Annotated in this window: 24 protein-coding genes; 7 read left to right on the top strand and 17 right to left on the bottom strand. The window is 72.5% G+C overall.

Features of this window, described 5'->3' with window-relative positions:
- Window positions 1-45: 45 nt before the first annotated feature.
- The 6 genes from HNR20_RS00290 to HNR20_RS00265 form a co-directional block, all read right to left on the bottom strand.
- The gene (locus HNR20_RS00290) at window positions 46-1,404 is read right to left on the bottom strand and encodes a pectate lyase family protein (RefSeq protein ID WP_184175265.1); all 1,359 of its coding nucleotides are present in this window, start codon (window positions 1,402-1,404) and stop codon (window positions 46-48) included.
- A gap of 213 nt (window positions 1,405-1,617) precedes the next feature.
- On the bottom strand, window positions 1,618-2,796 hold the full coding sequence (locus HNR20_RS00285) for a Gfo/Idh/MocA family protein (protein WP_184175263.1): 1,179 nt from the start codon (window positions 2,794-2,796) through the stop codon (window positions 1,618-1,620).
- Window positions 2,797-2,879: 83 nt separating this feature from the next.
- The gene (locus HNR20_RS00280; RefSeq protein ID WP_184175261.1) at window positions 2,880-4,370 is read right to left on the bottom strand and encodes a mannitol dehydrogenase family protein; all 1,491 of its coding nucleotides are present in this window, start codon (window positions 4,368-4,370) and stop codon (window positions 2,880-2,882) included.
- Window positions 4,361-5,665: an enolase C-terminal domain-like protein gene (locus HNR20_RS00275; protein ID WP_184175259.1), complete on the bottom strand. Its 1,305-nt coding sequence runs from the start codon at window positions 5,663-5,665 to the stop codon at window positions 4,361-4,363. The genes HNR20_RS00280 and HNR20_RS00275 overlap by 10 nt, the downstream gene beginning before the upstream one ends.
- Window positions 5,662-7,095: a glucuronate isomerase gene (gene uxaC, locus HNR20_RS00270; RefSeq protein WP_184175257.1), complete on the bottom strand. Its 1,434-nt coding sequence runs from the start codon at window positions 7,093-7,095 to the stop codon at window positions 5,662-5,664. The genes HNR20_RS00275 and uxaC overlap by 4 nt, the downstream gene beginning before the upstream one ends.
- 25 nt (window positions 7,096-7,120) lie before the next feature.
- Window positions 7,121-8,449: a Gfo/Idh/MocA family protein gene (locus tag HNR20_RS00265; RefSeq protein ID WP_184175255.1), complete on the bottom strand. Its 1,329-nt coding sequence runs from the start codon at window positions 8,447-8,449 to the stop codon at window positions 7,121-7,123.
- Between the two features lie 239 nt (window positions 8,450-8,688).
- On the opposite strand from HNR20_RS00265, the gene HNR20_RS00260 reads away from it, so the two are divergent.
- The 7 genes from HNR20_RS00260 (at window position 8,689) to HNR20_RS00230 (ending at window position 15,213) form a co-directional block, all read left to right on the top strand.
- A complete protein-coding gene (locus HNR20_RS00260; protein WP_184175253.1) occupies window positions 8,689-9,819 on the top strand; it encodes a LacI family DNA-binding transcriptional regulator in 1,131 nt (376 codons plus the stop codon).
- Window positions 9,820-9,838: 19 nt separating this feature from the next.
- The gene (locus HNR20_RS00255; protein ID WP_184175251.1) at window positions 9,839-11,188 is read left to right on the top strand and encodes an ABC transporter substrate-binding protein; all 1,350 of its coding nucleotides are present in this window, start codon (window positions 9,839-9,841) and stop codon (window positions 11,186-11,188) included.
- Between the two features lie 31 nt (window positions 11,189-11,219).
- A complete protein-coding gene (locus HNR20_RS00250; protein ID WP_184175249.1) occupies window positions 11,220-12,203 on the top strand; it encodes a carbohydrate ABC transporter permease in 984 nt (327 codons plus the stop codon).
- Window positions 12,203-13,102 (top strand): carbohydrate ABC transporter permease, encoded by a 900-nt coding sequence (locus HNR20_RS00245; protein ID WP_229687406.1) that lies wholly within the window; start codon window positions 12,203-12,205, stop codon window positions 13,100-13,102. The genes HNR20_RS00250 and HNR20_RS00245 overlap by 1 nt, the downstream gene beginning before the upstream one ends.
- Window positions 13,086-13,805 carry a hypothetical protein gene (locus HNR20_RS00240; protein WP_184175247.1) on the top strand — a complete coding sequence of 240 codons (720 nt, stop codon included), beginning with the start codon at window positions 13,086-13,088 and terminating at the stop codon, window positions 13,803-13,805. Before HNR20_RS00245 ends, HNR20_RS00240 begins: the two co-directional genes overlap by 17 nt.
- Window positions 13,802-14,686 carry a DUF6807 domain-containing protein gene (locus HNR20_RS00235; protein ID WP_184175245.1) on the top strand — a complete coding sequence of 295 codons (885 nt, stop codon included), beginning with the start codon at window positions 13,802-13,804 and terminating at the stop codon, window positions 14,684-14,686. Before HNR20_RS00240 ends, HNR20_RS00235 begins: the two co-directional genes overlap by 4 nt.
- A 152-nt stretch (window positions 14,687-14,838) precedes the next feature.
- Window positions 14,839-15,213: a cupin domain-containing protein gene (locus HNR20_RS00230; protein WP_184175243.1), complete on the top strand. Its 375-nt coding sequence runs from the start codon at window positions 14,839-14,841 to the stop codon at window positions 15,211-15,213.
- Between the two features lie 71 nt (window positions 15,214-15,284).
- Here the strand turns inward: HNR20_RS00230 and HNR20_RS00225 are convergent, their stop codons facing one another.
- From HNR20_RS00225 to HNR20_RS00175, 11 genes are all read right to left on the bottom strand, one after another.
- Entirely contained in the window at window positions 15,285-16,061 is a 777-nt protein-coding gene (locus HNR20_RS00225; protein WP_184175241.1) for a hypothetical protein, read from the bottom strand.
- Between the two features lie 72 nt (window positions 16,062-16,133).
- Window positions 16,134-16,595, bottom strand: a complete 462-nt coding sequence (locus tag HNR20_RS00220; protein WP_184175239.1) for a hypothetical protein — start codon at window positions 16,593-16,595, stop codon at window positions 16,134-16,136.
- Window positions 16,592-17,521, bottom strand: coding sequence for a carbohydrate-binding protein (locus tag HNR20_RS00215; protein ID WP_184175237.1), 930 nt, complete (start codon window positions 17,519-17,521; stop codon window positions 16,592-16,594). Before HNR20_RS00215 ends, HNR20_RS00220 begins: the two co-directional genes overlap by 4 nt.
- Window positions 17,518-18,033, bottom strand: coding sequence for a phage tail protein (locus HNR20_RS00210; RefSeq protein ID WP_184175235.1), 516 nt, complete (start codon window positions 18,031-18,033; stop codon window positions 17,518-17,520). Before HNR20_RS00210 ends, HNR20_RS00215 begins: the two co-directional genes overlap by 4 nt.
- Window positions 18,014-20,692 carry a putative baseplate assembly protein gene (locus tag HNR20_RS00205; protein WP_184175233.1) on the bottom strand — a complete coding sequence of 893 codons (2,679 nt, stop codon included), beginning with the start codon at window positions 20,690-20,692 and terminating at the stop codon, window positions 18,014-18,016. The genes HNR20_RS00210 and HNR20_RS00205 overlap by 20 nt, the downstream gene beginning before the upstream one ends.
- On the bottom strand, window positions 20,689-21,123 hold the full coding sequence (locus tag HNR20_RS00200) for a GPW/gp25 family protein (RefSeq protein WP_184175231.1): 435 nt from the start codon (window positions 21,121-21,123) through the stop codon (window positions 20,689-20,691). Before HNR20_RS00200 ends, HNR20_RS00205 begins: the two co-directional genes overlap by 4 nt.
- Window positions 21,120-21,458 (bottom strand): hypothetical protein, encoded by a 339-nt coding sequence (locus HNR20_RS00195; protein ID WP_184175229.1) that lies wholly within the window; start codon window positions 21,456-21,458, stop codon window positions 21,120-21,122. The genes HNR20_RS00200 and HNR20_RS00195 overlap by 4 nt, the downstream gene beginning before the upstream one ends.
- The gene (locus HNR20_RS00190; protein WP_184175227.1) at window positions 21,458-23,050 is read right to left on the bottom strand and encodes a contractile injection system protein, VgrG/Pvc8 family; all 1,593 of its coding nucleotides are present in this window, start codon (window positions 23,048-23,050) and stop codon (window positions 21,458-21,460) included. Before HNR20_RS00190 ends, HNR20_RS00195 begins: the two co-directional genes overlap by 1 nt.
- Window positions 23,047-23,949 carry a CIS tube protein gene (locus HNR20_RS00185; protein ID WP_184175225.1) on the bottom strand — a complete coding sequence of 301 codons (903 nt, stop codon included), beginning with the start codon at window positions 23,947-23,949 and terminating at the stop codon, window positions 23,047-23,049. The genes HNR20_RS00190 and HNR20_RS00185 overlap by 4 nt, the downstream gene beginning before the upstream one ends.
- Window positions 23,949-25,349 carry a hypothetical protein gene (locus HNR20_RS00180; protein ID WP_184175223.1) on the bottom strand — a complete coding sequence of 467 codons (1,401 nt, stop codon included), beginning with the start codon at window positions 25,347-25,349 and terminating at the stop codon, window positions 23,949-23,951. Before HNR20_RS00180 ends, HNR20_RS00185 begins: the two co-directional genes overlap by 1 nt.
- The gene (locus tag HNR20_RS00175; RefSeq protein ID WP_179779319.1) at window positions 25,324-25,806 is read right to left on the bottom strand and encodes a phage tail protein; all 483 of its coding nucleotides are present in this window, start codon (window positions 25,804-25,806) and stop codon (window positions 25,324-25,326) included. The genes HNR20_RS00180 and HNR20_RS00175 overlap by 26 nt, the downstream gene beginning before the upstream one ends.

The following is a 25,806-nucleotide window of genomic DNA, read 5'->3' as shown; positions in this document are numbered from 1 at the left end:
AACGGAGTCGATCAACGCTTGTCTGATCCGCAATGCGGGCAGGCCTCAGATCGGCAGCCGGTCGGCGCCGGCGAGAGGGCCGACCAGGAGGGGGACCAGTGGGGCCGGCAGGACCGGGTCGCGGCGCCAGGTCGGAGTCCAGCCCGCGTCGGAGCCCAGGTCGGGGTCGTGCGCCGCGTTGTACGCCGCCAGCAGGTCGACCGGTCGCGCCGGGCCGCTGCCCTGACGCACCCACGACCCCCGCTCGGTCAACGCGGTGCCACCCCAGTCGTAGAGCAGATCGCCCGGGTCGACCGGCGCGTCCAGGGTGAAGAAGTTGTTCTGCGCGTAGATCGCCGACTGGACGCCGACGCCGAGCGCGTACTGGAAGTCGTCCCCACCGAGCCGGTAGTGGTTGTTGTAGACGTCGACCTGACCGAAGCGCACCCGGGGCAGCCGTTGCAGGACGCTGTCGAAGAGGTTGTGGTGCAGGGTGACCTTCAGCCGACCCACGTCGGGGCCGACGGTGTTGGACGAGCCGATCAGCATCAGCTTGTCCCGTCCGGTGAAGCGGTTCCAGGACGCGGTGACCAGACTCGCGGTGTGCGTGACGTCCAGCGACCCGTCGTGCACCTGGTACGGCCGCCCGAAGTGGACCGGCTGGGCGCTGTCCGGGTTGTCGCCGTCGGTGAAGGTGTTGTGGTCGACCCAGACGTTCTCGCTGCGACGCACCGAGATCTGGTCGTACTGACTGTTCCAGTTGCCGGCTTCGCCGTCGGTCGGTGACCAGGCCGGGAAGCAGTCGCGGGCGTCGACGAGGGTCAGGTTGCGGACGATGACGTTCGACGCCCGGTCGACCATGAGGGTGAGCCCGGTCAACCGGGCGCCGCGCAGTCCGACGATGCTGGTGTTCGGGCCGACGTTGATCTGGGTCTGCCGGGTCTGGTTGGTCACCGAGCGCACCCGGGCCTCCTCCAGCGGCCCGGTCGGCGGCACCCGTCCCCACACCGCCGGGTCGTACGCGGCCAGGTAGGCGTCCAGCCGGTACGCCGGATCGGCCAGCTCGGAGCAGCTCAGCGGTGTGCCGTCGGGCCCCTCGAAGCCGTCGATGGCGCCGTCGACGTAGATGAGCTTCGGCGTGGCATCGGTGGCGTTGCTGGCGTTGTCGCCGCCCAGCGCGGCGACCAGCTCGGCCCGGCTGCGGACCACCCGGGTCCGTTCGGGGGTGGCCGCCGAGCCACCGGTGGTGCCGGCGCCCTCGGCCGCCCAGCCGTCGCGCTCGGGCAGGGCCTGCCGGCCGAGGTGACGGGCCAGCCAGGAGAGTCGATCGGCGGCGGCGGAAGGTGCGGGTGGCGGGGCGGCGCCGGCCGGGGCGGCACCGAGCAGGAGGGCGATCACCGTAGCGCCGGTGAGAATTCTGCGCATCGACTCATCCCATTCGCTGGTGGTGGTAGGGCAGTCACCAGGAACGGTAGATTCGCAGTTTTATACGGGTCAATACGTGGTGTATGCAGAAATGTTGCAGTTGCCGGGCTCGACCGGAATTGCCCCGGCCGTTGTCGGCGGGATATCCGGGGATCTGTCCAATGCGGCCCGAAGAAGTCCGGGCGATGTTTGCACTCGAGTTGCCGTCGCCCCCTATCCCGCCAACTCGGCGCGGTACGCGGCGGCTGCCCACGGCACCGCCAACTCGCTCGGGAGCGCCCCCCGCTCGGCCGCCCGACGCAGCACGTCGACCACGCCCCGCAGGTGGCGGACCCGCTGCCCACCTTCGCCCACCGCGGTCACCAGGTCGCCGTCGAGGAGCCGAGGCTCCGGCGCGTCCCGCAAGGCGTCCAGCAGTGCGGTGAACGGCGCGGTACGGGCCAGCGGGGCGATCAGCGGCACCCCCGGCGGGTCGAGCCGGTGCGCGAGCAGGTTCTCCAGCAGCCCTTGTCGTCCCGGGACGCGACGGGTGACCACGTCCCCGGGCAGCCGCAACCGGTCGGTCGGGTACTCCAGCACCGCCTGTCCCGCCGTCCCGGTCACCACCACCTCGCCCGCCACGAACTCCTCAGCGGCCAGGGTCACCGCCACCAGGACGGGTGGGCCGGCGCGGAACAGGACCCGCAGCACGGCGGTGTCCTCCACCTCGATCGGCCGGACCCGGTAGCGTTCCACCTCGATCGCGACCGGCCAGGGCGTCGCCCCGCCGAGCGCCTCGGCGATCGCCAGGCACTGCATCACCGCGTGTGCGAGCGGGTTGGCCAGTGCGCCGTCGAGCACCGGCCGGCCGTTCAGACTCCGTCGACCCGCCCAGGGGGAGCGGGCGTAGTAGTCGTCCGGCCGCTGCCACGCGGCGACGGTGGAGATGCCGGTGACCGTGCCCAGCCGGCCGGCGGCCAGCGCGTCGGTCAGCGCGGTGAGGGCCGCCGACCCGAGCGCCTGGAAGCCGACCTGGGCCACCCGGCCAGCGGCGGCGAGGGCCCAGGTCAGCTCCTCGTGCTCGGCCAGCGACAGCACCGGCGGCTTCTCCAGCAGCAGGTCCGCACCGGTGGCCAGCGCGTCGCGGGCGATCGCCAGGTGGGTGTGTGGCGGAGTGCAGATCACCACCACCTCCGGCCGGGCGGCGGCGAGCATCGCCCGATGGTCGGTGAAGACCCCGACGCCGGGTGGCACCGGCGCTGCCGGATCGTCCTCCACCGGCCGGACGTCGACCAGGGCGACCAGCCGTAGTCGACCGGCGGCGTGCAGCGGCGCGATCGCGCGCCGGTGCCACCGGCCGTGCCCGTTCGCCCCGATCACCGCCACCCGGGGCGGCGACGCCACCCCGCTCACCACCCACCGGCCCGCGTCAGTTTGGCCATCGGGCGCCGACCAGTGTCGGCCCGGTCATCGGGCACCGGCCAGTGTCGGCCCGGTCACCGGGCACCGGCCAGTGTGGCCTCGACGCCGTGCCGTTGCAGCGCGGTCAGCCACGTGATCACGTCGGTGCGGACCTCGTCGTCCTCGGCCACCTCGACCGGGACGACCTCGCGCAGCGCGAAGACCGCGTCGACCGCGCCCTCGGGGCTCTGCGCGCCGGCGACCAGCGCGGCGCGAATCGGCTCGGCCAACGGGTCCTGGAACGGCAACGGGCGGCCGTCGTCGGCGTACCCGAGCGCGAAGCGCAACCAGGACGCCACGACCAGCGCGCCCCAGCGCGCGGACCGGCCGGCCGCGCGCAGGTCGGCGATGGTGTGCAGGACCCGCTGCGGCAACTTCTGCGAGCCGTCCATCGCCACCTGCAGGGTGCGGTGTCGGATCGCCGGGTTGCCGAACCGGGCGAGGACCTGCTCGCCGTAGTCGACCACCCGGACCCCGTCCGGTGGGGTGAAGCTGGCCGCGACGTCCTCGGCGATCAGCCTCCGCAGCACGTCGGCCAGGTGCGGGATCTCCAACGCGTCGGCGATCGTCTCCCGACCGGCCAGCGCGCCGAGGTACGCCGCGGCCGAGTGCACGCCGTTGAGGGAGCGCAGCTTCAACCTTTCCCACGGGCCGGCGTCACCGGTGAGCACCGCCCCGGCGTGTTCCCAGCCCGGCCGGCCGCCGGGAAAGTCGTCCTCGATCACCCACTGCGCGTACGGCTCGGCGGCAACCGCGGCCAGGTCGGTAACGCCGAGGGCCCGGCGTGCCGCCTCGATCGTCTCCGGGGTGCTGGCCGGCACGATCCGATCCACCATGGTGCCCGGGCAGGTGACGTTGCCGGTGACCCACTCGACCAGGCCGGGCACCCCGACGGCACGGCTGACCGCCTGGTCGAGCATGCCGCGCAGACGTCGACCGTTGGCCGGCAGGTTGTCGCAGCTCACCAGGGCCACCGGCCCGGCGTCCGCGGCGGCCCGGGCGGCCAGCCCGCGCAGCAGCAGCCCCGGCACCGTGCTCGGCGGGTGACCGCCGGCCAGGTCCGCGGCGAGCGCCGCGTCGGGGGACAACTGGCCGGTCACCGGGTCGAGTTGGTACGCCTTCTCGGTGACGGTCAGCGTGACGACGCGTACCGCCGGGTCGGCGAGCAGCGCCACCACGGCGTCCGGGTCGCTGGGCGCGTGCCGTACGCCGCTCAGGGCGCCCACGACACGGGTGGAGTTGCCGGCGGCGGAGAGGGTGCTGACGCTGAACAGGTTGTCCTGCGCGGTGAGCGCCTCGACCATGGCCGTGCTGCGCGGGGCGACGGCGACGATGCCCCAGTCGCCGCCGGCCGCGCCGATCGCCGCCTCGGTGTAGACGGCCTGGTGCGCCCGGTGGAACGCGCCCAGCCCCAGGTGCACGATGCCGGTCGGCACGGTGCCCGGACGGATCAGGGGACGGGCCTCGGCGGGCAACCGGCGCAGTATGCCCAGGCCGAGCCGGGAGGCGTTGACGGTCACTGCCATGCCGGGCCGTCCGGGAAGCTGAACTCGGCGATCGACGCCGGTTTCATGGTGGCGCTGTAGCCGGGCCGGTCGGGCAGCAGGTACCGGCCGCCGCGGGTGCGTACCGGGTCGACGAAGTGCTCGTGCAGGTGGTCGACGTACTCGATCATCCGACCGTCCAGGCCGGTGCCCACCCGCAGGTAGTCGAAGATCGCCAGGTGCTGGACGTACTCGCAGAGGCCGACACCGCCGGCGTGCGGGCAGACCGGCACGCCGAACTTCGCCGCCAGCAGCAGCTCGGCGAGCACCTCGTTGACGCCACCGACGCGGCAGGCGTCGATCTGCATCACACCGATCGCCTCGGCCTGCAGCAGCTGCTTGAAGATCACCCGGTTGGCGGCCACCTCACCGGTCGCCACTCGGCACCGGCCGTCGGTCAGCTCGGTCACCGCGCGGGCGATCCGGGCGTGCCCCAGGATGTCGTCGGCGTGGGTCGGCTCCTCGATCCAGTACGGATCCACCTCGGCCAGCGTGGCCATCGCGGTGATCGCCTCGTCGACGTCCCAGACCTGGTTGGCGTCCATCATCAACAGCGCGTCCGGGCCGATCTCCTCCCGGATGATCCGGGCCCGACGCAGGTCGTCGGCGAGCGGGCCGCCGACCTTCATCTTCATCGCACGCCAACCGTCGTCGTACGCCGCCCGGGTCAGCGCCCGCACCTTGTCGTCCGGGTAGCCGAGCCAGCCGACCGAAGTGGTGTACGACGGAAAGCCGTCCCGTTGCAGGGTGGCCAACCGGTCGGCCAGCCCGTCGCGCCCCTTGTCGAGGATGGCCGCCGCCTCGTCCGGTGTGAGGGCGTCGGTGATGTGCCGGAAGTCGATGCTGGCGACCAACTCGTCGGTGGGCAGCTCGGCGAGGAACCGCCACATCGGCTTGCCGGCCAGGGTGGCCCGTAGGTCCCAGACCGCGTTGACCAGCGCGCCGGTCGCCATGTGGATGACGCCCTTCTCGGGGCCCAGCCAGCGCAGCTGCACGTCGGCGCTAAGTGAGCGCCAGAACGCCACCGGCTCGGCGGCGATCTCCTCGACCGTGCGCCCGCGTACGTGGTGGGCCAGCGCGCGGACCGCCGCGCAGGTGATCTCGTTGCCCCGACCGTTGGTGAAGGTGAACCCCGCGCCGACCGGCCCGGCGTCGGTGCCGAGCTGGACGTACGTCGCCGAGTAGTCGCCGCGGTTGATCGCGTCGGAGCCGTCGCCCCGAGCGGCGGTCGGAAACCGCACGTCGTGCACGTCGACGGAGGTGATGGTGACGCTCACCGAGCCTGCCTTTCGAAGTTGAAGACCCGCTTGGGCAGCCGGTACGCCAGGTCGACGATGGTCTCGGCCGCCTCGTCCATCGGCAGCCGGTGCTCGGCGACCAGCCGGGCCAGGAATCCGGCGTCCACCCGGCGGGCCACGTCGTGGCGGACCGGGATCGAGCAGAACGCGCGGGTGTCGTCGACGAACCCGGTGGTGTTGTAGAAGCCGGCGCTCTCGGTGACCGTCTCCCGGAACCGGCGCAGCACCTCGGGGGAGTCCAGGAACCACCAGGGCGCGCCGAGCAGCAGCGCGGCGTACCCGCCGGCCAGTGGCGCCAGCTCGCGGGTGAAGGTGTCCTCGTCGAGGGTGTAGAGCACCACGCGCAGGCGGGGGTCGTTGCCGTAGCGCTCCAGCAGCGGGGCGAGCGCGTGCACGTACTCGGTGGCCTGCGGGATGTCGCCGCCGACGTCGCGGCCGTGCCGGGCGTGCAGCCAACGGTTGTGGTTGCGCACCGCACCGGGGTGCAACTGCATGACCAGGCCGTCGTCGAGCGACATCCGGGCGAACTCGACAAGCATGTGCGCCCGGAACGCTTCCGCGTCGGCGGCGTCGGCCTCGCCGCGCCGGCCCTGGTCGTACAGCCGCTCGGCCTCGGCCGGCGCCAGGTCGAGCGTGCGCGCGGTGGGATGGCCGTGGTCGGAGGACGTCGCGCCGGCGGCGATGAACGCGGCGCGCCGGGTCCGCAGCGCGGCCAGGTAGCCGGCGTAGGTGCCGGTGTCCTCGCCGGCCAGCTCACCGAGTCGGTCCACATTCGTCGACCAACCCTCGAACTCCATGTCCACCACGTCGTCCGGGCGGAAGGTGGTGACCACCCGGCCGCCCGGTCCGCCCCAGCCGTCGGCGGCGAGCTTGGCGTGCTGGCCCAGGTCGTCCAGTGGCGACTCGGTGGTGGCCAGCACCTCGATGCCGAACCGCTCGAACAGCGCCCGGGGCCGGAAGTCCGGCTCGGCGAGTCGGGCCGCGATCTCGTCGTAGAGGTCGTCGGCGGTGGCCGGGCCGAGCGGGGTGTGCACCCCGAACACGGTGCGGAAGGTCTGCTCCAGCCAGAGCCGCGACGGGGTGCCGCGGAACAGGTGCCAGTGCGCGGCGAAGCGCCGCCAGATCACCCGGCCGTCGGTCTCCGTCGGGCTGCCGTCGCGGGTGGGCACGCCCAGATCCGCCGGGGGTACGCCCTGACTGAGCAGCATCCTCGTCAGGTAGTGGTCGGGCACGATGAGCAGCTGCGCCGGGTCGGGGAAGGGCCGGTCCTCGGCGAGCAGGGCCGGGTCGACGTGCCCGTGCGGCGAGATGATCGGTTGCTCCGCCGCGAGGGCGTACAGCTCCCGGGCCAGCGCGCGCTGGCCGGGTTCGGGCGGCAGGAGCAGGTCGGTGTTGTCGAACGTCGGCACGGGGATGGGCTCCTCGTCTCCTGGGTCAGCGGGGGGTGAGCAGGTCGGCGACCCGGACCGGTTGACCGGTCTCGAAGGACCGGTTGGCGGCCAGGCCGGTGAGCAGGGCCAACGCGCCGTCGTCGGCGGTGGCGGCGCGGTCCAGCGGGTCGGGTTGGCCACCGAGGAGCACACCGGTCATCCGGGCGTCCGCGCCGCCGTGCCCGTGTCGGGTCCGGCTTGCGACCGGGATCTGCTGGGGTGGCTCCCAGAACTGGCGCAGGGTGAGTGTCGCACCGCCGCCCTCGGCCGGCGCCTCGGTGCCGTGCAGGGCGGCGCCCTTGACCGCGCCGGCGGTGCCCCGGTCGACGAAGTCGTTCTCGGCGACCTCCAGCTCCAGCCGGCCCCGGCTGCCGTTGACCATCACCCGGTAGCCCTCCCAGGGTGCGTAGGCGGTGAGGTGGTAGGTCATCGTGGCGCCGGTCGAGTAGCGGGCCAGCACCGCCATGTCGTCCTCGATGCTGACCCCCGGGGCGAAGACGTTGCGGTCGCGCTGGTAGCCGTCCTGGGCCTCGGCGTCGAGATACAGCTCGCGTAGCCGCGGGTGCGCGTCCAGCCGCAGCGCGAACGGGTCGTCGACCGCGGCGGGGGAGCCGTGTGCCCGTTCGTAGTCGCGGGCGTAGCCGTGTCGGCGACCGTCCTCGCCGTAGAAGAAGAGCCGGCCGGCCGCGTACACCTCGACGGGGGTGGCGGCCAACCACCAGTTGACCAGGTCGAAGTGGTGGCTGGCCTTGTGCACCATCAGTCCGCCGGACGTGGCCTTGTCGCGGTGCCAGCGGCGGAAGTAGTCCGCGCCGTGGCGGACGTCGAGCAGCCACTCGAAGTGCACCGAGCCGATCTCGCCGACCGCACCCTCGGCGAGCAGCCGGCGGACCTGTTCATGCAATGGGTTGTAGCGATAGTTGAACGCGACCGTCACCCGGCCGCCGGTCTCGGACACCGTGTCCAGGATGCGCCGGCAGCGTGGCGCGTCCACGGTCATCGGCTTCTCGGTCACGACCTCCCGGCCGGCGCGCAGCGCAGCCACCACGTACTCGTCGTGGGTGACGTCCACGCTGGTGACCAGCACGACGTCGACGCGCTCCTTGTCCAGCATCGCCGCGAAGTCCGCGGCCGGGTACGTGGGCACCGGACGGTGGCCCAGCTCGGACAGCCAGCGGTTGTGCGCGTCCATCCGGGCCTGGTTGACGTCGGCGAAGGCGACCAGCTCGGTGGTGTCGGGGTGGTCGAGCACCAGGGCCCGGACGAACATCTCCGCCCGCGCGCCGGTGCCCACGACGGCGTACCGGGCCCGGCCGTCGACTCTCGGTGACATTCGGGTCGCCTCCCCAGTGATCCTGCAAAGGTTTGCAGTGAAGTAATCACGCTCGATCCGATGGCGTCAACGATGGCGACACAATCGGTGGTATTTATCAGTGTTTGCGGGGGCGCAAGTCACCAAGGGGAGTGCGGGTGCAACAAAGCCGTAACCATCCACCGTTGACACTGGAGCAACCGTTTGCATTAATGAGCCACACCTACGTGACCGCCGCCACATCGGACGAAGGGGCCGCCGTGCCAGTCACCATCCGGGACGTCGCCCGGGCGTCCGGTGTGCACATCTCCACCGTCTCCCGCACCTTCTCCGCTCCGCACCTGGTCAACCCGGAGACCCGGGTCCGGGTGCTCGCCTGCGCGGAGGATCTGGGCTACCGACCGAACCGGGCAGCGCGGGCCCTGATCACCGGGCGTACGCACAACATCGGGCTGATCATCGCGGACATCGCGAACCCGTTCTTCCCGCCGCTGATCAAGGCGGCGGAGAGTCAGGCCCGACACCGCGACTACCACGTCTTCGTGGCCGACACCAACGAGGACCCCACCGCCGAGGAGGAGCTGGTCCACGCGCTGGCCAAGCAGGTGGACGGGGTGTTGCTGTGCAGCCCACGGATGAGCAACAGCCTGATTGAGCAACTCAGCCGTGAGGTGCCTCTGGTGGTGGTGAACCGTCAGGTGACCGGCCTGCCCTGCGTGCTGATGGACGTCGGGCAGGGCGCCCGGGCGGCGATCGAGCACCTGATCGGCCTGGGCCACCGCAGCATCGCCCTGCTCGGCGGCCCGCGCAGCTCGTGGACCAACCGGGAGATGCGCCGAGCCGCCGGCACGGCCGCCCGAGCCGGCGGGGCTGAGCTGACTTTGCTCGGCCCGAACGCGCCGACCGAGACCGGTGGCGCCGCCATCGCCGAGCAGGTGCGGCGCAGCGGTGTGTCGGCCGTGCTCGCCTACAACGACCTGATGGCGATCGGCCTCATCGAGGGGCTGCACTCGCTCGGGGTCCGGGTGCCGCAAGAGGTGAGCGTCGTCGGGGTCGACGACATCACCCTGAGCCGGCTCACCCGCCCCAAACTGACGACGGTGGCCACACCCACCGGGGCCGCCGGCCGGACGGCCGTCGACATGCTGCTGCAACAGGACATCGAGTCACCGCGCGGCGCGCGGGGGCCCGGTGCCGGCACGGCGCTCGGCGTCCGTCGTACGACCGCACAGGTAATGCTCCAGACCGACCTGGTCATCCGCGACTCGACCGGTCCGGGCCCGCACGCCCGACCGGCACGTCCCCTGGCCGCACCGCAAGGCCCGGACCCGCATTGCCCTGCGGGCCCGGGCATCCCGACCGCGGTCACCGGTGACGCCGTCGCCTCCTAATGCCGAGGAGTGAGCGCACATGCACCCCGCAACGTCCCCCACCACCAACGCGCCTGTCGGGCGCAATCACCGTACCCCGCTGCCTCGGCGGCGCCTGTTGCGCGGCCTGCTCGCCGTAACGGTCGCCGCGCCGTTGATGTTCGGGGCCGCCGCCTGCGGAGACGACGACGGCGGTGCCGCCGACCCGAACGCCCCGGTCAAGCTCTCCATCTTCTGGTGGGGTGGCGACGCCCGGGCCAAGCTGACCGAGGACGCGCTGGCCCTCTACACCAGCAAGCACCCGAATGTGACCTTCGAGAAGACCTGGCAGGCCAACCAGGGCTACTTCGACAAGCTGGCCACGCTCACCGCCGGCGGCAACCCGCCGGACCTGTTCCAGATCGACGACAACTACCTGGCCGAGTACGCGGCCCGCAGCACCACGCTCGACCTGACCTCCTACCAGAAGTCCGGCAAGCTGGACACCTCCAAGTTCCCCGAGAGTCTCTGGCAGTACGGCGTGGTCGACGGCAAGCTCGCCGGTCTGGCCGCCGGGGAGAACACCCAGGGTCTGGTCTACAACAAGACGCTGCTGGCCAAGCACAACCTGCCCGAGCCGACCACCGGGATGACCTGGGAGCAGCACATCGCCTGGGCCGAGCAGGTCACCGCCAAGACGAAGGTGCCCGGCACCCAGGACCCGAGCGCCGACTACAAGGCGTTCTGGGTCTGGCTGCGCCAGCAGGGCAAGGACCTCTACAAGGGCAAGGAACTGGGCTTCACCGCCGAGGACGTGACCAAGTGGTTCGACCTGTGGAAGGGCGCCCGGGACCGCAAGGCCACGCCGACCGCCGACGTCATCCACGAGGGCAACTCCAGCGACATCACCAAGCAGTTGGTGGTCACCGGTAAGTCGGCGACCTCCTGGGTCTGGGCCAACCAGATGCCGGACCTGAAGAAGAACACCAAGGACGAGCTGGGCGTGATCGCCTACCCCGGTGATCCCAGCGCGCAGTGGGCCCGGGCCTCGATGTACTGGTCGGTGTTCAAGGGCAGCAAGAACAAGGACGTCGCGGTCGACGTGATCAACTTCCTGAACAACGACCTGGCGGCGGTCAAGCTGCTCGGCACCGACCGTGGCCTGCCGTCCAACCAGGACCTGCGCCGGGTGGTCAGCGACGACACCACCGACCCGGCCATGAAGCAGTCGATCGCCGTCGAGGCCGAGCTGACCCAGAAGTTCGGCAAGTCGCCGCAGGTGCCGATCAAGGGACACAGCAAGGTGCGATCCGAGTTGATCAAGGCCGCCGAGAACGCGCAGTACGGCCGGGCCACCTCTGCCGAGGCCGCCACCCAGTTCATCGAGGCGTGCAAGTCCGCCATCGCCTGACCGCCCCACCAGGCGAGGAGAGGAGTCGTTCGTGGCGTTGACCACGGCGCCCGACCCGACCCGAAGCGGTCCCGGAGACAGCCGGGCCCACGCCGAGAGGCGTGGGCCCGGACGCTTCCGGCACAGCGAAGGTCTGGCGGGGTACGTCTTCCTGTCGCCGTGGCTCATCGGCCTGATGGGTGTCACGGCGGTCCCCATGTTGCTGTCGCTCTACCTGAGCTTCACCAACTACGACATCCTCACCCCCTTCTCCGAGGTGGAGTGGGTGGGGCTGGCCAACTACGAACGGATGTTCACCGCCGACCCGTCGTACTGGCACGCGGTGCGGGTGACCCTGACCTTCGCGCTGATCGCCGTACCCCTGAAGTTGGCGGCGGCGCTCGGCGTGGCGCTGCTGCTCAACCGGGCCTGGCGCGGCGTCGGGCTGTTCCGCGGGTTGTTCTACCTGCCGTCCCTGCTCGGCGGCAGCGTCGCGCTGGCCATCGTCTGGGTCAACATGTTCAACCGCGACGGCGCGTTCAACTCGCTGCTGAGCCTCTTCGGCATCACCGGCAAACCGTGGGTCAACGACCCCGACTGGGCCCTGGAGACGCTGATGGTGCTGGCCATCTGGCAGTTCGGCGCGCCGATGGTGATCTTCCTGGCCGGGCTCAAGCAGGTGCCCACCGAGCTGTACGAGGCCGCGTCGGTCGACGGGGCCGGGCGGTTCCGCCAGTTCCGCAACGTCACCCTGCCGATGCTCTCCCCGGTCATCTTCTTCAACCTGGTGCTGGAGACCATCAACGGCTTCCAGGGCTTCACCGCCGCGTTCGTGCTCAGCAACGGCACCGGCGGCCCGGTCGACTCCACGTTGATGTACACGCTGAACCTCTACATCACCGGCTTCACCGACCTCGACATGGGCTACGCCTCGGCGATGGCCTGGGTGTTCCTGCTCGCCATCGCGGTCATCACCGCGATCTTCTTCAGCACCGGGCGGTTCTGGGTGCACTACTCCGACGGGGAGGACCGGTGATGGTGGCGGTGACCCCGACGGCCGACGCGCCGACCGCAGCGCCGCCGAACGCGCGCCGCCGGCCGGGCGGACGGCCGGTGCTGCGACTGCTGATCCTGGTGGCGATCGTCGCCGTGGTGCTCTACCCGCTGATCTGGATGGTGGGCACCTCGGTGAAGTCCCAGGAGGAGATCGTCAACAACGTCGGGCTGCTGCCCGAGCGGTTCACCCCGGGCAACTACACCGCCGGGTGGTCCAACTTCGACGTCAGCTTCGGCCGGTTCTTCCTCAACAGCGCCATGGTCAGCCTGCTCACCGTGGTCGGCAACGGCCTCTCCTGCCTGCTGGCCGCATACGCCTTCGCCCGGCTGCGGTTCCGGATGCGCGGGATGTGGTTCGCCGTCATGATCGGCACGCTGCTGCTGCCCCAACACGTGCTGATCGTGCCGCAGTACATCCTGTTCCGGACGCTGGGCCTGGTCGGCGGCGAATGGCCGTACCTGCCGCTGCTCATCCCGCAGTTCCTGGCCACCGAGGCGTTCTTCGTCTTCCTGATGGTGCAGTTCATGCGGGGCGTCCCCCGCGAACTGGACGAGGCGGCCCGGATCGACGGCGCCGGCCCGTACGGAATCTTCCGGCACGTCATCCTGCCGCTGAGTCGCCCCGCGCTGGTCACCACCGCGATCTTCTCGTTCATCTGGACCTGGAACGACTTCTTCCGCCAGCTGGTCTTCCTGTCCCAACTGGAGGACTACACCGTCCCGGTCGCGTTGACCCTGTTCATCGACTCGACCAGCCAGAGCGCGGTCGGGCCGATGTTCGCCATGTCGGTGCTGTCGCTGCTGCCGGTCTTCCTGTTCTTCGTCGCGTTCCAGCGGATGCTCGTCGAAGGGATCAACACCAGTGGCATCAAGGGTTGAGCCGACGGACACCGGCGGGAGGCGGGACTGGCGCGACGTCGCCCGCGACGCCGCCGACCTGGCGCTGCTCGGCATTCTGCTGACGCTGGCGGCAGCACCCCTGCTCACCGCGGCGGCGGCGGCCGGCACGGCCAGCGCGGCGGTGCACGACTGGACGCGTACCGGCAGTTGGCCGTCGGCGGGGGCCACCCTGCGCCGGTTCGGCCGCTCGGTGCTGCCCGGCGTGCCGGTCAGCCTGCTGGCGCTCACCGTGGCCGGGCTGCTCGCCGCCGACCTCGCGGCGCTGGCCACCGGTCGGGTGCCGGGCGGCCCGCCGGCGCTGCTGGTGACCGCACTGATCGTGGCCGGCCTGATCGGGTACGCGGGGCTGGTCGTCGTCGAGGTGGGCGGCAACGGGGGCGGGCGGTGGCGGGCGGCGGCCCGTTGCGCCGCCCGCGCCTGCCTCGACGCGCCCGCCCGCTGGGCCGCGCTCACCGGGGTCACCGCGCTGGCCGGACTGCTCGCCGTGCTGGTCACCCCGGTCGCGGTGCCCATCCTCGCCGGCTACACCGTGGCCGCCCTGCACGCCGTCACCGGCCGCTGGCCGGTCTCCGCCAGTCCTGCCGGCCGCTGGCCGGTCTCCGCCAGTCCTGCCGGCCGCCGGCCGGTCCCCGTCAGCCCTGCCGGCCGCCGGCCGGTCTCCGCCCACTCGGAGCTGTCATGAACACCGAGCAGGAGTCGGCGCGGCTGGTGGTCGACGGGACGGAGGTGGCGCGGTACGTGGTCGACCCTGCGCTGGACGCGCGGCACGGGCCGCGGCCCTACCTGCACCCGGTACGCACGCTGGGCGGCACGGTGGTCACCGACGCGTTGCCCGCCGACCACGTGTGGCACCTCGGCGTCTCCCTCGCGGTGCAGGACGTCAACGGCAGCAACCTCTGGGGTGGGCGCACCTACGTCCGCGACGTCGGCTACACCTGGCGCGACGATCACGGGCGGATCGCGCACACGGGCTGGTCGGAGCGGTCCGCCGACCGGCTGGCTCACCGGCTCGAGTGGCGCGACCCGCACGCGGCGGTGCTGCTCACCGAGGATCGCCAGCTCACCGCCGTCCCGGTGACCGGGAACGTGTCGGCCTGGCGGCTGGACGTGGACTACACGCTGCGCGCCCCGGACGGGCAGGACGTGCGGCTGGGTAGCCCGGCCACCAACGGCCGTCCGGACGGCGCCGGCTACGGCGGGTTCTTCTGGCGGGCGGTGTCGGCCGCGCCCGCGTCGGTGTTCAGCGCCTCGGCGACGGGGGAGGAGGCGGTCAACGGTTCCGCCGAACCATGGGTCGCCCTGGCCGGCACCGGGCCGGACGGGCGGACGTACACCCTGGTCTTCAGTGGTCTCGGCGACGGCGACCGGTGGTTCACGCGGACCGCGATGTATCCGGGCGTGGGGGTGGCGTTCGCGTTCGAGCGGCCGGTCACCATCGCAGCCGGCAGCGAGCGGCGGGGCCGGCACGCGGTGGTCGTCGCCGACGGCGCCCTGGACACCGCTACCGCCGCTGCCCTCGCAGCCGGTGCCCACGTCGGGCGGCCGGACGGTGCCACTGCGTGACGTAGGGCTGGGCAGCCCACGACGTGCGTCGCCGCATCGTGGGCTGCCTTGTCGGTCATCTCTGCCCCGGGTGGGTCTGCGGCCCCATATCCTCGAGCGGATATCTCAACGGGAGTGGGCGCCGTCTGCGCGGCGACTCGTAGGAGGCCGTGGTGAGCGGGAGAGATCGACCCGAGGGCATCAGTCCGGCAGCGGTCGAGGGAGCGCCGGGACTGTGGCGTGTCGATCTGCAGAAACACGATCTCAGCATTCCCGGACGCGAGGTCATCCAGAGTCGTGTCGAATTCACGCCGGACTCGCCGCCGTTCAAGCACTTCCACCCCGGCGAAGAGATCATCTGTGTTCTGCAGGGAACCCTGGAATACACACTCGAGGGTCTGCCGCCGGTGGTGTGCAACGTCGGTGACGCGTTGACGGTGCCCTACGGCGTCCACCACCAGGCCCGCAACGTAGGCAACGGAATAGCGGTAGAGCTAGCCACCTACGTAGTAGAAAAGGGCAAACCCCTCCTGACCAAGGTGGAGTGAGCCGGCGACCCGTGCGGCGATCATGAGGTTGTTGCCACGACACGCCGGGCGGGATGGCAACAACTTCATGATCACCGGGATGAGGGCGCTCCGGCTCGGGCCGGCAGGGCTGCGGTGACCCGGACGGCCTTGACGATCGCCGGGATCGACCCGATCAGCAGCACCAGCCCCCAGATGATCGCGATCACCGCGAAGATCAGCGCCGCCACGTCGTCGACGATGCTGACCAGGATCACCGGCACCAGGTTGTGCAGGAACTCCAACACGATCGTGCAGAGCAGGGTGGTGAGGATCAGCAGGACGAGGCCCTTGTTCTGCAGGAAACGCGGCTGGGCCAGCACCAGCAGCCCGGCCCACACCAGCTTGAGCAGCAGCACCAGCCCGAGCAGCACCGCCGCCTCGCCGACCGGGAAGAACCCCCACAGCGCCAGGTACGCCAGCGTGCCGAACGGGATGGCCAGGAACAGCGACACCATGATCATCAGTTCCACGAACGCGATGATCAGCGCGACCAGCCCGACGATGATCAGGATGATCGAGAAGATCAAGCTGGCCACGCCCTGTACGCGACCCTGGACGCGTTCGGGCAGCAGCAGGCCCAAACAGAACAGCCCGGTGCTCCAGACCGCCACCGCGTCGATCAACGCCAGGTAGCCGGTGCCCCGGCCGGACGGCTCGCTGACCCCGGACGCGTCGTCGAGTTCCACGTCCAGCGCGCCCGCGCTGTCGGCCAGCGCCGCGCCGGCGTCGGCGCCGCCCAGCAGCAGCCCGGCACCCAGCTCCACCCCGATCGCCAGGACGATCGCGAGCATGGCCAGCAGCAGGAACGGCTTACGCAGGTCACCCACGGCAGCACCTTTCTCTCAGCTCAGGACGCGGCCACGACGATCGGGTGTCAGAACGTGGCCACGACGATCGGGTCAGGACGTGGCCACGAGGACTGTGCAGCTGCCCAGGCCGGGGCAGGTCAGGCCCACCTCGGTGGCCTGGTCGACGGCGACCTTCGCCACCACGCCGGTGCCGTCGGACGCCGGCTCGACCTCGTCGCGGATGGTGAGGTCGGCGTCGCCGGGCGCCGACGCGACGACCGTGAACCGCGCCGCGCTGCGCAGTACCAGGGTGCGCAGCCCGCCCGGGTCGGCGACCCGCACCACGCAGCTGCCGGCGAACACCAACCGGCCGGCCTCATCGGCACAGTCGGCGCTGACCGTCGCCGGGTCCACCGCGGAACGCTCGCCCCCCAGCGCACCCAGCCGGTCGACGAGCCCGTGCCGGGCGCCCGGATCACCCGGGTCGTCCCGGCCCGCGCCGACCGCGATCACGAACAGCCCCACCAGCAGGACGGCGAGCAGCCCGAGCAGCGCCTTCTGCTTGCCACTCATCGCGCCACGGCCTGCGCCACGATCTCGGTGAACCGGATCTCGTCGACGCCCGCGAAGTAGCGGTTGGTGCCCTGCGTCTTGCCCACCACCGCCAGGGTGACCCGGTGCGGGCCCTTGGTCAGCCGGACCGTGCCCACGTCCAGGAATTCGGTCTTCCTCACCGTCTGGCTGAAACCGAGGAACGCCCCGCCGACCTGGGCGCCGTCGATGGTGAAGACCGTGTTGGCGTAGTCGAACGACATCGTGCGAACGGCGGCGAACCGCCACGTGCCGTCGGCCGGGATCTGCACCGTCACGGTGACCTGGTCACCGATGGCCAGCCCCTGGAAGAACAACTGCTTGTCGCCGGACCAGGTCACCCCGCAGCAGTTGGGCTGCGCCACCACGACCGCGCCGCTCTTGCGCGGCGACTCCACGGCTGCGGCCTCCACCAGGCTCTCCGCCTCGACGGTGACCACGCGGGGCTCGCCGGGGGCCGGCGTGTCGTCGCGGGTCAGCAGCACCACCCCCACGGTCACCACCACCAGCACCAACGCCGCCGCGGCGGCGATCCACAACCACGGGGTACGCCGTGGCGGCGCGACCGCCCGCACCTCGTACGTCACCCGGCCGCTGGAACGGGAGCTCTCCTCCGGCGCCGTGTTCGCCGAGTACGCGAACCCGGTCATGTCGTAGCGCCGAGGCGGGGTGCCCGCCGGCACGGCGAGTTTGACCAGGAAAGACACCGAACCCTGGCCGGGTACCACCCGCTGCGGCTCGGCGACGGTGAACCAGGCCCGCTGGGAGCCGTCGCCGGGTGCCACGTCGAACACCACCGTGTCCGGTGCGTTTCCCGGGTTGGAGACGGTGAAGGTCAGCTCGCCGCTGTTGCGCGGGTCGAGGGTGAACTGCTCGGCGGCGGCGACGACCGCCCACTCGGTGGTCATGACGACTCCTCTTCCAGGACGATCTCGACGGTGGTCGAGGCGGGTTTCTCCGCCTCGACGATGCGGGTGATCACGGAGAGCTGGCCGGCGGCGGCAGCCGGCACCCGCACCACGACGTGGAAGGGCTGCTCGGCGGGCTCGTCGATCGCGAAGCCGGGCAGCCCGGTGGCCAGCTCCAGGGCTCTGCGCATCCCGTACGGGGTGCCCCGCCACCGGGCCAACAGCGCGGCGTTGGCGACCAGGTCGCGCAGCCGGCCCACCGGCAGCGGCAGCGGGGCGTCCGGTCGGGGCGAGGCCACCACGTGGTCCATCGCCACCCAGCGGGTCAACTGCACGACCAGCCCGTCCGGCGCCCGGTACGGGTCGAACAGCGCATCGACCTCGGCGAGGATCGCCTCGTCGGGGGCGTGCAGCCCTTCCATCACGTCGAGCAGCGCCCAGAGCACGCTGCCGGGCACACAGGCCCGCTGGTAGGCGGCGGGCAGCAGCCGTTCAATCGCCGAACGTCGCATCCTGGCGCACCACCTCGATGTCGTGCTCGCCGGAGCAGAGCAGCCAGGTATCCGGGACGGTCACCACGTCGGCGGTGGCCTGGTTGGCGCTGGGTGTCCAGTCGACGGCGTTGGCGCTGCGGTGCACACCGCGCTCACCGCCGGCCAGGATCAACCGCTCCGCGCCGGCCCCGCCGGAGCCGCCGGTCGCGTGACCGGCCGAGCCCGAGCCCCCGCTCACGGCGATGGCGTCGACCGGCACGAACCGGGTCCGGTCACGCAGCGGCAGACCGCAGTTGACCGACACCGATTGCCACTGTGGCTGGGCGGCCAAGGTGTCCAGCCGCAACACCCCGCCGCTCTGCGTGGCCGCCACCGCCTGCGGCCCGGCGAACGCGAGATCCCGGCAGGTGCCGCCGATCCAGCCGGCCTGCACCGACTGCCATTTCACGTCGGATTCGAACAGCCTGGTGCGGTGGCAGCCCTGGCCGGGCTTCTTCGGGTCCGGCTCACCCGCGCCACTCCACAGCAGGGTGGCAGGGCCGTCGTACTGCACGGCGAGGACCCGGTTGTCCACGTTGGAGAGACCGACGTGGGTGAAGCTGCCGGGCCGACCGCCAGCGGTCGACAGGTACACCCCGAAGCTGGCCTGTGCGGCCACCGCCACACCCGGCGCGCCCCGCTCGGAGACGAACGCGCGCACCGCGTAGAACCCCCGGTCGGCGTCGGACGGGTCGACCAGGATCTGCAGCGGCACCGCCCCGGGCAGCAGCGACACCTCGTACAGGCCGGTGTCGGTGGCCACCAGCAGCGCGCCCGCGCCGTCGCGGTCCAGCCAAGCGACGTCGGAGATCCGCGAATCCAGGTCGGTCAGCAGCGACCACGTCTCGCCCAGGTCGGTGCTCAGGTGCACCCGGGAGCCGCCGGAGGCGCGCAGCGTCACCACCGCCACCGAGCCGGGACGTGCGACGATGCCCGGCCGCACCGGAGCGGGCGCGGGCGCCACCCGCAGCACCGTCTCGCCGTCGAAACGGCCGGCCGGCTCCCAACCCGCACCGCCGTTGCTGGAGCGGAACAGCACCGGGCCGCGCCCGGCGTACCAGGTGCGGGGCTGGTACTGGTCGACGGCGAGCGCGCGTACCTCGGCGTCGGGTGCCTCGTCGACCACGAAGCGGACCGACTCGACGTAACGCACACCCGGCTCGGCGTGCTCCAGCAACCGATACACGTTGGACGCCCGCAGTGGCTCGCCGAACGGCCAGCCGGTCGGGTTGAGCGCGGTCGGCAGCGGGCTCAACGTCTGGTGCAGCCGGTCGTGGATCCGGCGCCGGACCGCGTCCACGTCCTCCTCCCGGCGGACCACCACCCGGGCGCGTACCGACACCGCCTTGAACCGGGCCCAGGTCGCCCGGGACCGGATGCCGACCATGCGGCGTTCCTCCAGGTCCGCCTCCACCCGACGTCGCGCCTCGGGCACCTCGTGCTCGCGCAGCACCGCCACCGGCAGCCGGCCACCGGGGCGGGCCGTCGGTGGCACGTACGGCACCAGCACCACCTCGACCTCCCCGGGCCGGGCGAAGCTGTACACCGCGGCGCGGGTGAACGCCCGCGCCCGTGCCACCGCGCCGGAGCTGGTCGCCAGCATCTCGAAGTCGCGCGCGGTGACCGCCCGCTGCTGGGCGAAGAACTCGTACGGACCGCGCAGCAGCACCGATTCCAGCGCCTCCATCTCCCGGCCGCCGGCCGCGGGCGCGGGGTTGTCGACGCGTACCCCGGGTAGTGGGTCGCGCAGGCTGGTGAGCGTGCCCGCGGCCACGTTGCCGGTGGGCCCGCCGCCGGCCCGGTACCAGAGCCGGACCTGCCGCCCGGCGGGCGGCACCGCCGCCACCGTCACCGCCGTCAGGGGGCCTGCCGCGGCTGGTTCGGCGTCGCCGGAGGCGGCCGGGGCCGTCCCGTCCGGCGGTCGCAGGTCGAGGGCCGGGGCGAAGGTGACGGTGCCCGAGCAGCGGTCGACCAGGTACGCCTTGGCCTGCGGGCCGAGGCCCGCGAAGCTGTCCACCGGCTGCCAGATCTCGAACGTGCGGCCGTCGTGCTCACGGGCCGCCGCACCCAACTCGACCGTGCCGGCCGGAACCTCCACCCCGAGCAGCAGATCCAACGGTTCGGCGGTGTGCGCCAGCGGGGCGTGGGCGGCCCGCAGCACCTGACCGGGCTGGCCGGTGCCCATGCCGAGCAGCTCGGCCTCGACCGGTTCACAGTGGTGCATCCGCACCGTCACCGACGCCTCGCCGGCGGGCAGCAGGGCCGGCTCGGTGGTGACGAACACGACCGGCCGGGGATCCGCGCCGCGGGCCGCCGCGACCCGCAGACCGGCCGGGATCCGCACCGCGGCGCTGTCGGTGCCGCTGCGGGTGAACAGGACGTCCGCCCAGGCCGCGGTGGGTGCGTGCCGGGCGATCCCGAGCAGGTTCAGGAACGAGACGTACGCCTTCTCCGGCAACTGGTTCAGCCGGTAGATCATCACCTCGGTCAGGTGCGCGAACGCCTCCACCAGCGCCATGCCGGGGTCGTGCGCGGACAGGTCGGTCCAGGCCGGGCAGGACTGCCGGATCCGTTCCCGGGCCTCGGTGACCAGGTCGAGGAACCCGCGGTCGTCCAGGTGCGGCACGGGCAGTGTCATGACGCTCCTCCCTGCGCGTGCTCGTCGGCCGGGAGCAGGTCCACGGAGAAGACCAGCTGCCCGGGCGTCAGGCTGGCCCGCACCCGGTAGTCCAGCCGGATCACCAGCCGCCACGCGTCGTCCGGGTCCGGTCCGGCGTCCACGTCGATCACCTCGACCCGGGGCTCCCAGCGGGCGATGGCCTGCCGGACGTAGTGGATGGCCAGTCCAGCCGTGGTGTCGTCGTTGGGCGCGAAGACGAGCCGGTGCAGCCGGGACCCGTACCCGGGTCGCATCAGCCGCTCGCCCGGCGTGGTCGACAGGAGCAGAAACAGCGCCTGTCGTACGCTCTCGTCGCCCTCGGTCATCGCCAGGCCGCCGGCCGCGGTGAGCGCCAGGCCGCCGGTACGGCCGGCGTCGAAGCCGGCGCCGACGAAGCGGAAGGCCCTCATCGGTCCGACCCCAGGAACTGCTGACGTGGGTCACGCACGGTGTGCTTGACCAGCCCCGGCGGAGTGCCGTTCGTGAACCCCTCCAGGTGCGACAGCACCACCTTGTGTCCGTCGACGCGGATCCAGTCGCTGTAGCCGACGCGGACGGTCAGTGTCGTCGTGCACGGCTTGATGGTCGGGCCGTAGTTCGGGCAGGCGACGATCGTGCGGCCCTCCGGGTCGTCGTCCACCAGCACGGGCACGCCGGTGATGGTCACCCACTGCCGCGAGGGTCGGTTCTCGACCCGGCCGTCGTGATCGCAGGTGACCACGGAGTCACGGTGGATCCAGCGCATCAGCCGCCTCCTTCGTGGTGGGCGCGGGCGAGCGAACGGGCCTGCCGCGCCGCAGTCGTCGAGTCCTCGGTCGACTCCGCGTGCAGGAAGTCCACGCTGCGGGCGCGCACCACCATGGCCCGGCCGGGTGCGGAGATCACCAGGTCGGACGCCGCGTGCAGAGTGGCCAGATCGGGGGTCAGTTCCAGAAAGCTGCCGCCCTCGGTGGCGAGCCGCAGACTGCGTTGCACGTCGTCGACGACGATCGACTGCCCGCCGGCGGTACGCAGCGTCCAGCGACGCGCCTTCCCGTCGTCGATGCCCGCGTCGTACGGCTCGACAGCGCCGAACAGCGAACCGAGCACGATGCCCGAGGCCGGCTCGCCACCGGGCAGCACCACCAGCACGGTGTCGTCCGGATCGGGGAGCGCCACCAGACCCTTGCCGCGCCCGGCACCGGGGCAGAGCACGGCGAGCCAGCCGGCGTCCAGGTCCCCGTACGCCGGCAGGGTCAGACGGACCCGGCCCAGCCCGTCCGGGTCGGCGACGTCGGTGACGGTGCCGAGGGTGACCACCGCGCCGCCGGTCAGCGCCGCCGGGGTGGCCGGCGGCACCGTGGAGAACCGCGTCAGATGCCCGTTGCCGTCCACGGTGTGCACCACCTCGGTCAGCACGTACGCCCCGGCGACCGGGTCGGGCACACCGCTCAGGTCGACCCGTCGGCCCGGCCGTAGCGCCGGGTCGCCCTCGGCCACCCCCTCGGCGGTGACCAGCGTGGCCGCGCGGGTGTCCAGTCGCGCCTGGGCCAGCGCCGCCAACTCGTCGTCGCTGCGGCCGGGCTGGTCGACGACGGTGCGTACCCCGTCGGCACCCACGTCGGCCGGGTCCGGGCGGTCGCCGGCGGGTCGGCCGCAGCGCGCCTCGTCAGCCTGTTGGCTGATCACCTCGGCCCGCTGCGGGTGCCAGCCCAGCGCCGCGCTGGCACCGCTGGCCTGGTCGGCGTTGGTGGACAGCCGCAGGGTGTGCACGCCCGCGCCGAGGGTCAGCGCGACCGGCTCGCCGTACCCGGCCAGAGTGATCAGCCGGATTCCGCTGCCGTCGGCGGCCAGGTGCAGCCCGGCCCGGCCGGCCACCTCGCGTAGCAGCTCCAGATCGCTGTGCCGGTGCTGCAGCAGCCGTTCCAGCCGTGGTCCGTCGACCTCCGCGGTCACGTCCAACCCCACCTCGCCGCACAGCTCCCGGGCCAGCTCGGCGGCGGTCACCGAGGTGAAGACCCGCAACCCCTGCCGCTTACGCAGCCGATGCAGCGGGTCGTACGCCCGCAGCCGCAGCACCGCCGCCCCGTCGGCGGCGTACTCGACCTCCACGGCGGTGACCTCCCCGCTGAACAGGGCCTCGGTATGGTCGGCGAGCCGTACGTCGAGTGTCGTGCCGGGGTGCACCGCCGGGTCGAGCGCGCCGGTCCCGGCGGTGGTGGCGAGCACCAGCTCTGCCTGCGTGGGCTGGTCGAGTCGCGCTGCCACCCGCAGCGAGCGAACCCGCTGGCGGGCCGCACCGGCCAGCTCTGCACCGTCGAGCAGGACGATCAACGCCCGGGGCGCGACGCTGGTCATGGCGTACCCCCGGGGTTGCCGGGCCCGGTGCTGCCTGGTCCGGGATTGCCGGGCCCGGTGCTGCCGGCGATCGAGGCGCCCACGAACGATGCGCCCGCGCTCACCGCGCCGGCCACCGTCCGCGCCATCCCGGCCACCGCGCCGGCGAAGGTCGAACCGCTGCCCGGGACGCCGCCGGCTCGGGTGCCGGCGGGTGGTGGGACGGCGAGGGTGGTGCCGGCGGGCACGGCGAGGGGATCGGTGATCCGGTTGTGTTCGGCCAGCAGGCGCCAGCGCAGCGGCGAGCCGAGAGCGTCGTTGGCCAGCAGGTCGAAGCGCACACCGGAGCGGCCCGGCTCTGCCGCGCCGTCGCCGGCGGCGATGACCGCGCTGCCCGGTGCGGCGGTCGGGGTGCTCGCCGCGGCCAACTCCTCGGCGAAGCCGGCCTCCGCCTGGTCGGCGGTCTCGGCGGCCCGGACCAGCTTCAGCCGCAGCCAGGAGCGTCGAGGTGAGCCGGTGCCGGTGAACGCGTCGAACCGCTCCGCCACGGCGATGATCACGCCGGGCACGTTCCAGGTCTTGCCCCAGACCAACCGGACCAGCGGCGGTCGCAGCCAGCCATGCTCGGCGGTCGAGTTCTCCGCCAGCATCCAGAGGGGACGGGTGAGCACCCGTACGTCGGCCGGACGGACCTGCGCCTCCACGAAGTCGACGTCGAAGAGCAGGTCGAGCACCAGCTCGGTCCGGCCGCCGCCGGTGAAGACCAGCGGATCGTCGGCCAGCCCGGAGCCGGTGAGCTGCCCGCCGGAGGCACCCCGATGGCGTACGCCGGCGAGCCGGGTCACCTGCACGGTCTCCGGGTTGAGCAGGCAGTCCACCCGTTCGCCGGAGGAGTCGATGAGAAAGGCGACGCGTTCCATCAGCCGCCCGCCTGTTCGCGATCCAACCGGCTGAGCTGGGCATCGTTCAATGCGTCACCCGGCACGGCCCAGAGCGTCGCGTCGTCGGGCAGCGCCGGCCACGGGTCGGTGACCCTCGCCTCGACCGTGGACGACGGTGTTCCGGTGCTGGTCGACCGGCCGCCGGTCGGGACGTGTCCCCAACCACCGGCCCACGCTCCGCCGCCGACCGTCTCCGCCTCGTCGACCCGCAGCCCGACCGGTCGCCGCGGCTGTTGCCGGGGCCGTGCCGGTTCGTCGGGGAGGGCCAGCCAGGGCCAGTCGCTGGCGGCGTGGCCCAGATCGCGGCGCCGGTCGACCGTGGTGCCCTCGGCGTCCGCCGCCCCCGTCGCACCGGCCGAACCGGTCCACGGTGCCCCCCGGTCGACCGCGTCCAGGTCCGGCCCGGCCGGTGCCCGCCGCGTCGCCCCGCTGTCCGGCCCCGAAGGGCGCGTCGCGCCCGGGTCACCCCGACCGCCCGCGAACCGGGGGTGGTCGTCGGCGAACCCGGGTTGGCCGCTGGTGAACCTTGGTTGGGCCTCCCTGCTCCGGGTCTGGTCGTCTCCCGATTGGTCCCGGTCGCCCCGAAACCCGTCGTGACCAACCGAAAGTCGGTCCGCGAGGAGGTCGCCGGTGGTGGCGGGCGGGCGTGGCGTGGGTCGGGTGGTTTCGGGGCCGTTGGTTCGGTGCTGGCGGTCGTTGCCGGGTGTGGCGGGTGGACCCGAGATCGCGGGGCGGACCAGCGGGCGGACAGGCTGAGCGGTTTCGCCGGCCCGGGGCAGCCCAGACCCGCGGACCGGTGCGGGATCGCCTCCCGCACCCGGTCGCGCCGATGGCCCAGCCGGCGTGTCGGGCCCGGACGCCGACGCACCGCCTCTGCCGGGTGAGCCGGCCTCGCCGGCCGGTCCGTCACCTGGCGCTGGCGTGCGACCCGACCGCCCGGTCCCGCCCGGTGAGCGCGACCCGTCCGGCCCTGCGAGCCCGCTCACGCCACCGCGCCGGCCAGCCGCGACAGCCCCGCTCACGCTGGTGCTGCCGTCGACCGCGCCACCCGTGGCGGGGCCCGCAACACCACCTCCGAGCCGACCGACCGACCCCGTATCGCCGGGCCGGTCGTCGCGGGCCGTCGCGTCGTCGGAGCCGACCGGCGACATGTCGAGGTCCAGGTCGTGCAGCAGGCCGGGCGCGTGTGCGCTGACCAGGTCCAGCCAGTGCTGCGGGGGTTCCCCGAAGCGGCGCGGTGCTGCCGTGGGCGGGGCCGACGGCGGGCTTGCCGGGAGGGGCACGGCGGGCTCGACCCGCCCGGCGAGGCGCTGCACCGCCCCGGCCGCCGAGCGCAACCGGCCGGCCAGCCAGCTACGCGGGTGCCGGCGCGGTGGCACCGCCGGTCTCCAGCTCCAGGCCCTCGTAGCGCAGGGTCAACGACGCGATGGCGATCTCGTGGCTGAGCGTGTTGAGGTGCGCGCCCCGCCACCGGGTGGGCCAGGCGTCGATCAGGTTCCACCGCAGCACCTCGGCGGTCCCCACCGAGTCGAGCAGCACCACGGAGACGTTGCGACGGTTGAGGGTGCCCTGTGCGGTGGCGTTCACCCAGTCCCACAACTCGCGGGAGGCGGTGAGGCCGAAGTGCAGCGTCACCGGCTCGTACTCGGCCTGGCCGGGCACCATCCGCATCCGGCCCAGGCCGTGCTCCCGGTACGGCTGCCCCGGGATGTTCACCTCCAGCCCGGTCATCTCGGTGAAGTGGCCGTTGGTGACGCCGTTGATGAGCAGCCGGAAGTTGTACGCCCGGTACGGGTCGACCGGGGCGCCGGGCTGCGGGGTGGCTGTGGTGGGCAT

It is taken from the genome of Micromonospora parathelypteridis, assembly GCF_014201145.1.
Taxonomy (GTDB): Bacteria; Actinomycetota; Actinomycetes; order Mycobacteriales; family Micromonosporaceae; genus Micromonospora; species Micromonospora parathelypteridis.
This window is presented reverse-complemented; position numbering and strand designations above follow the sequence as displayed.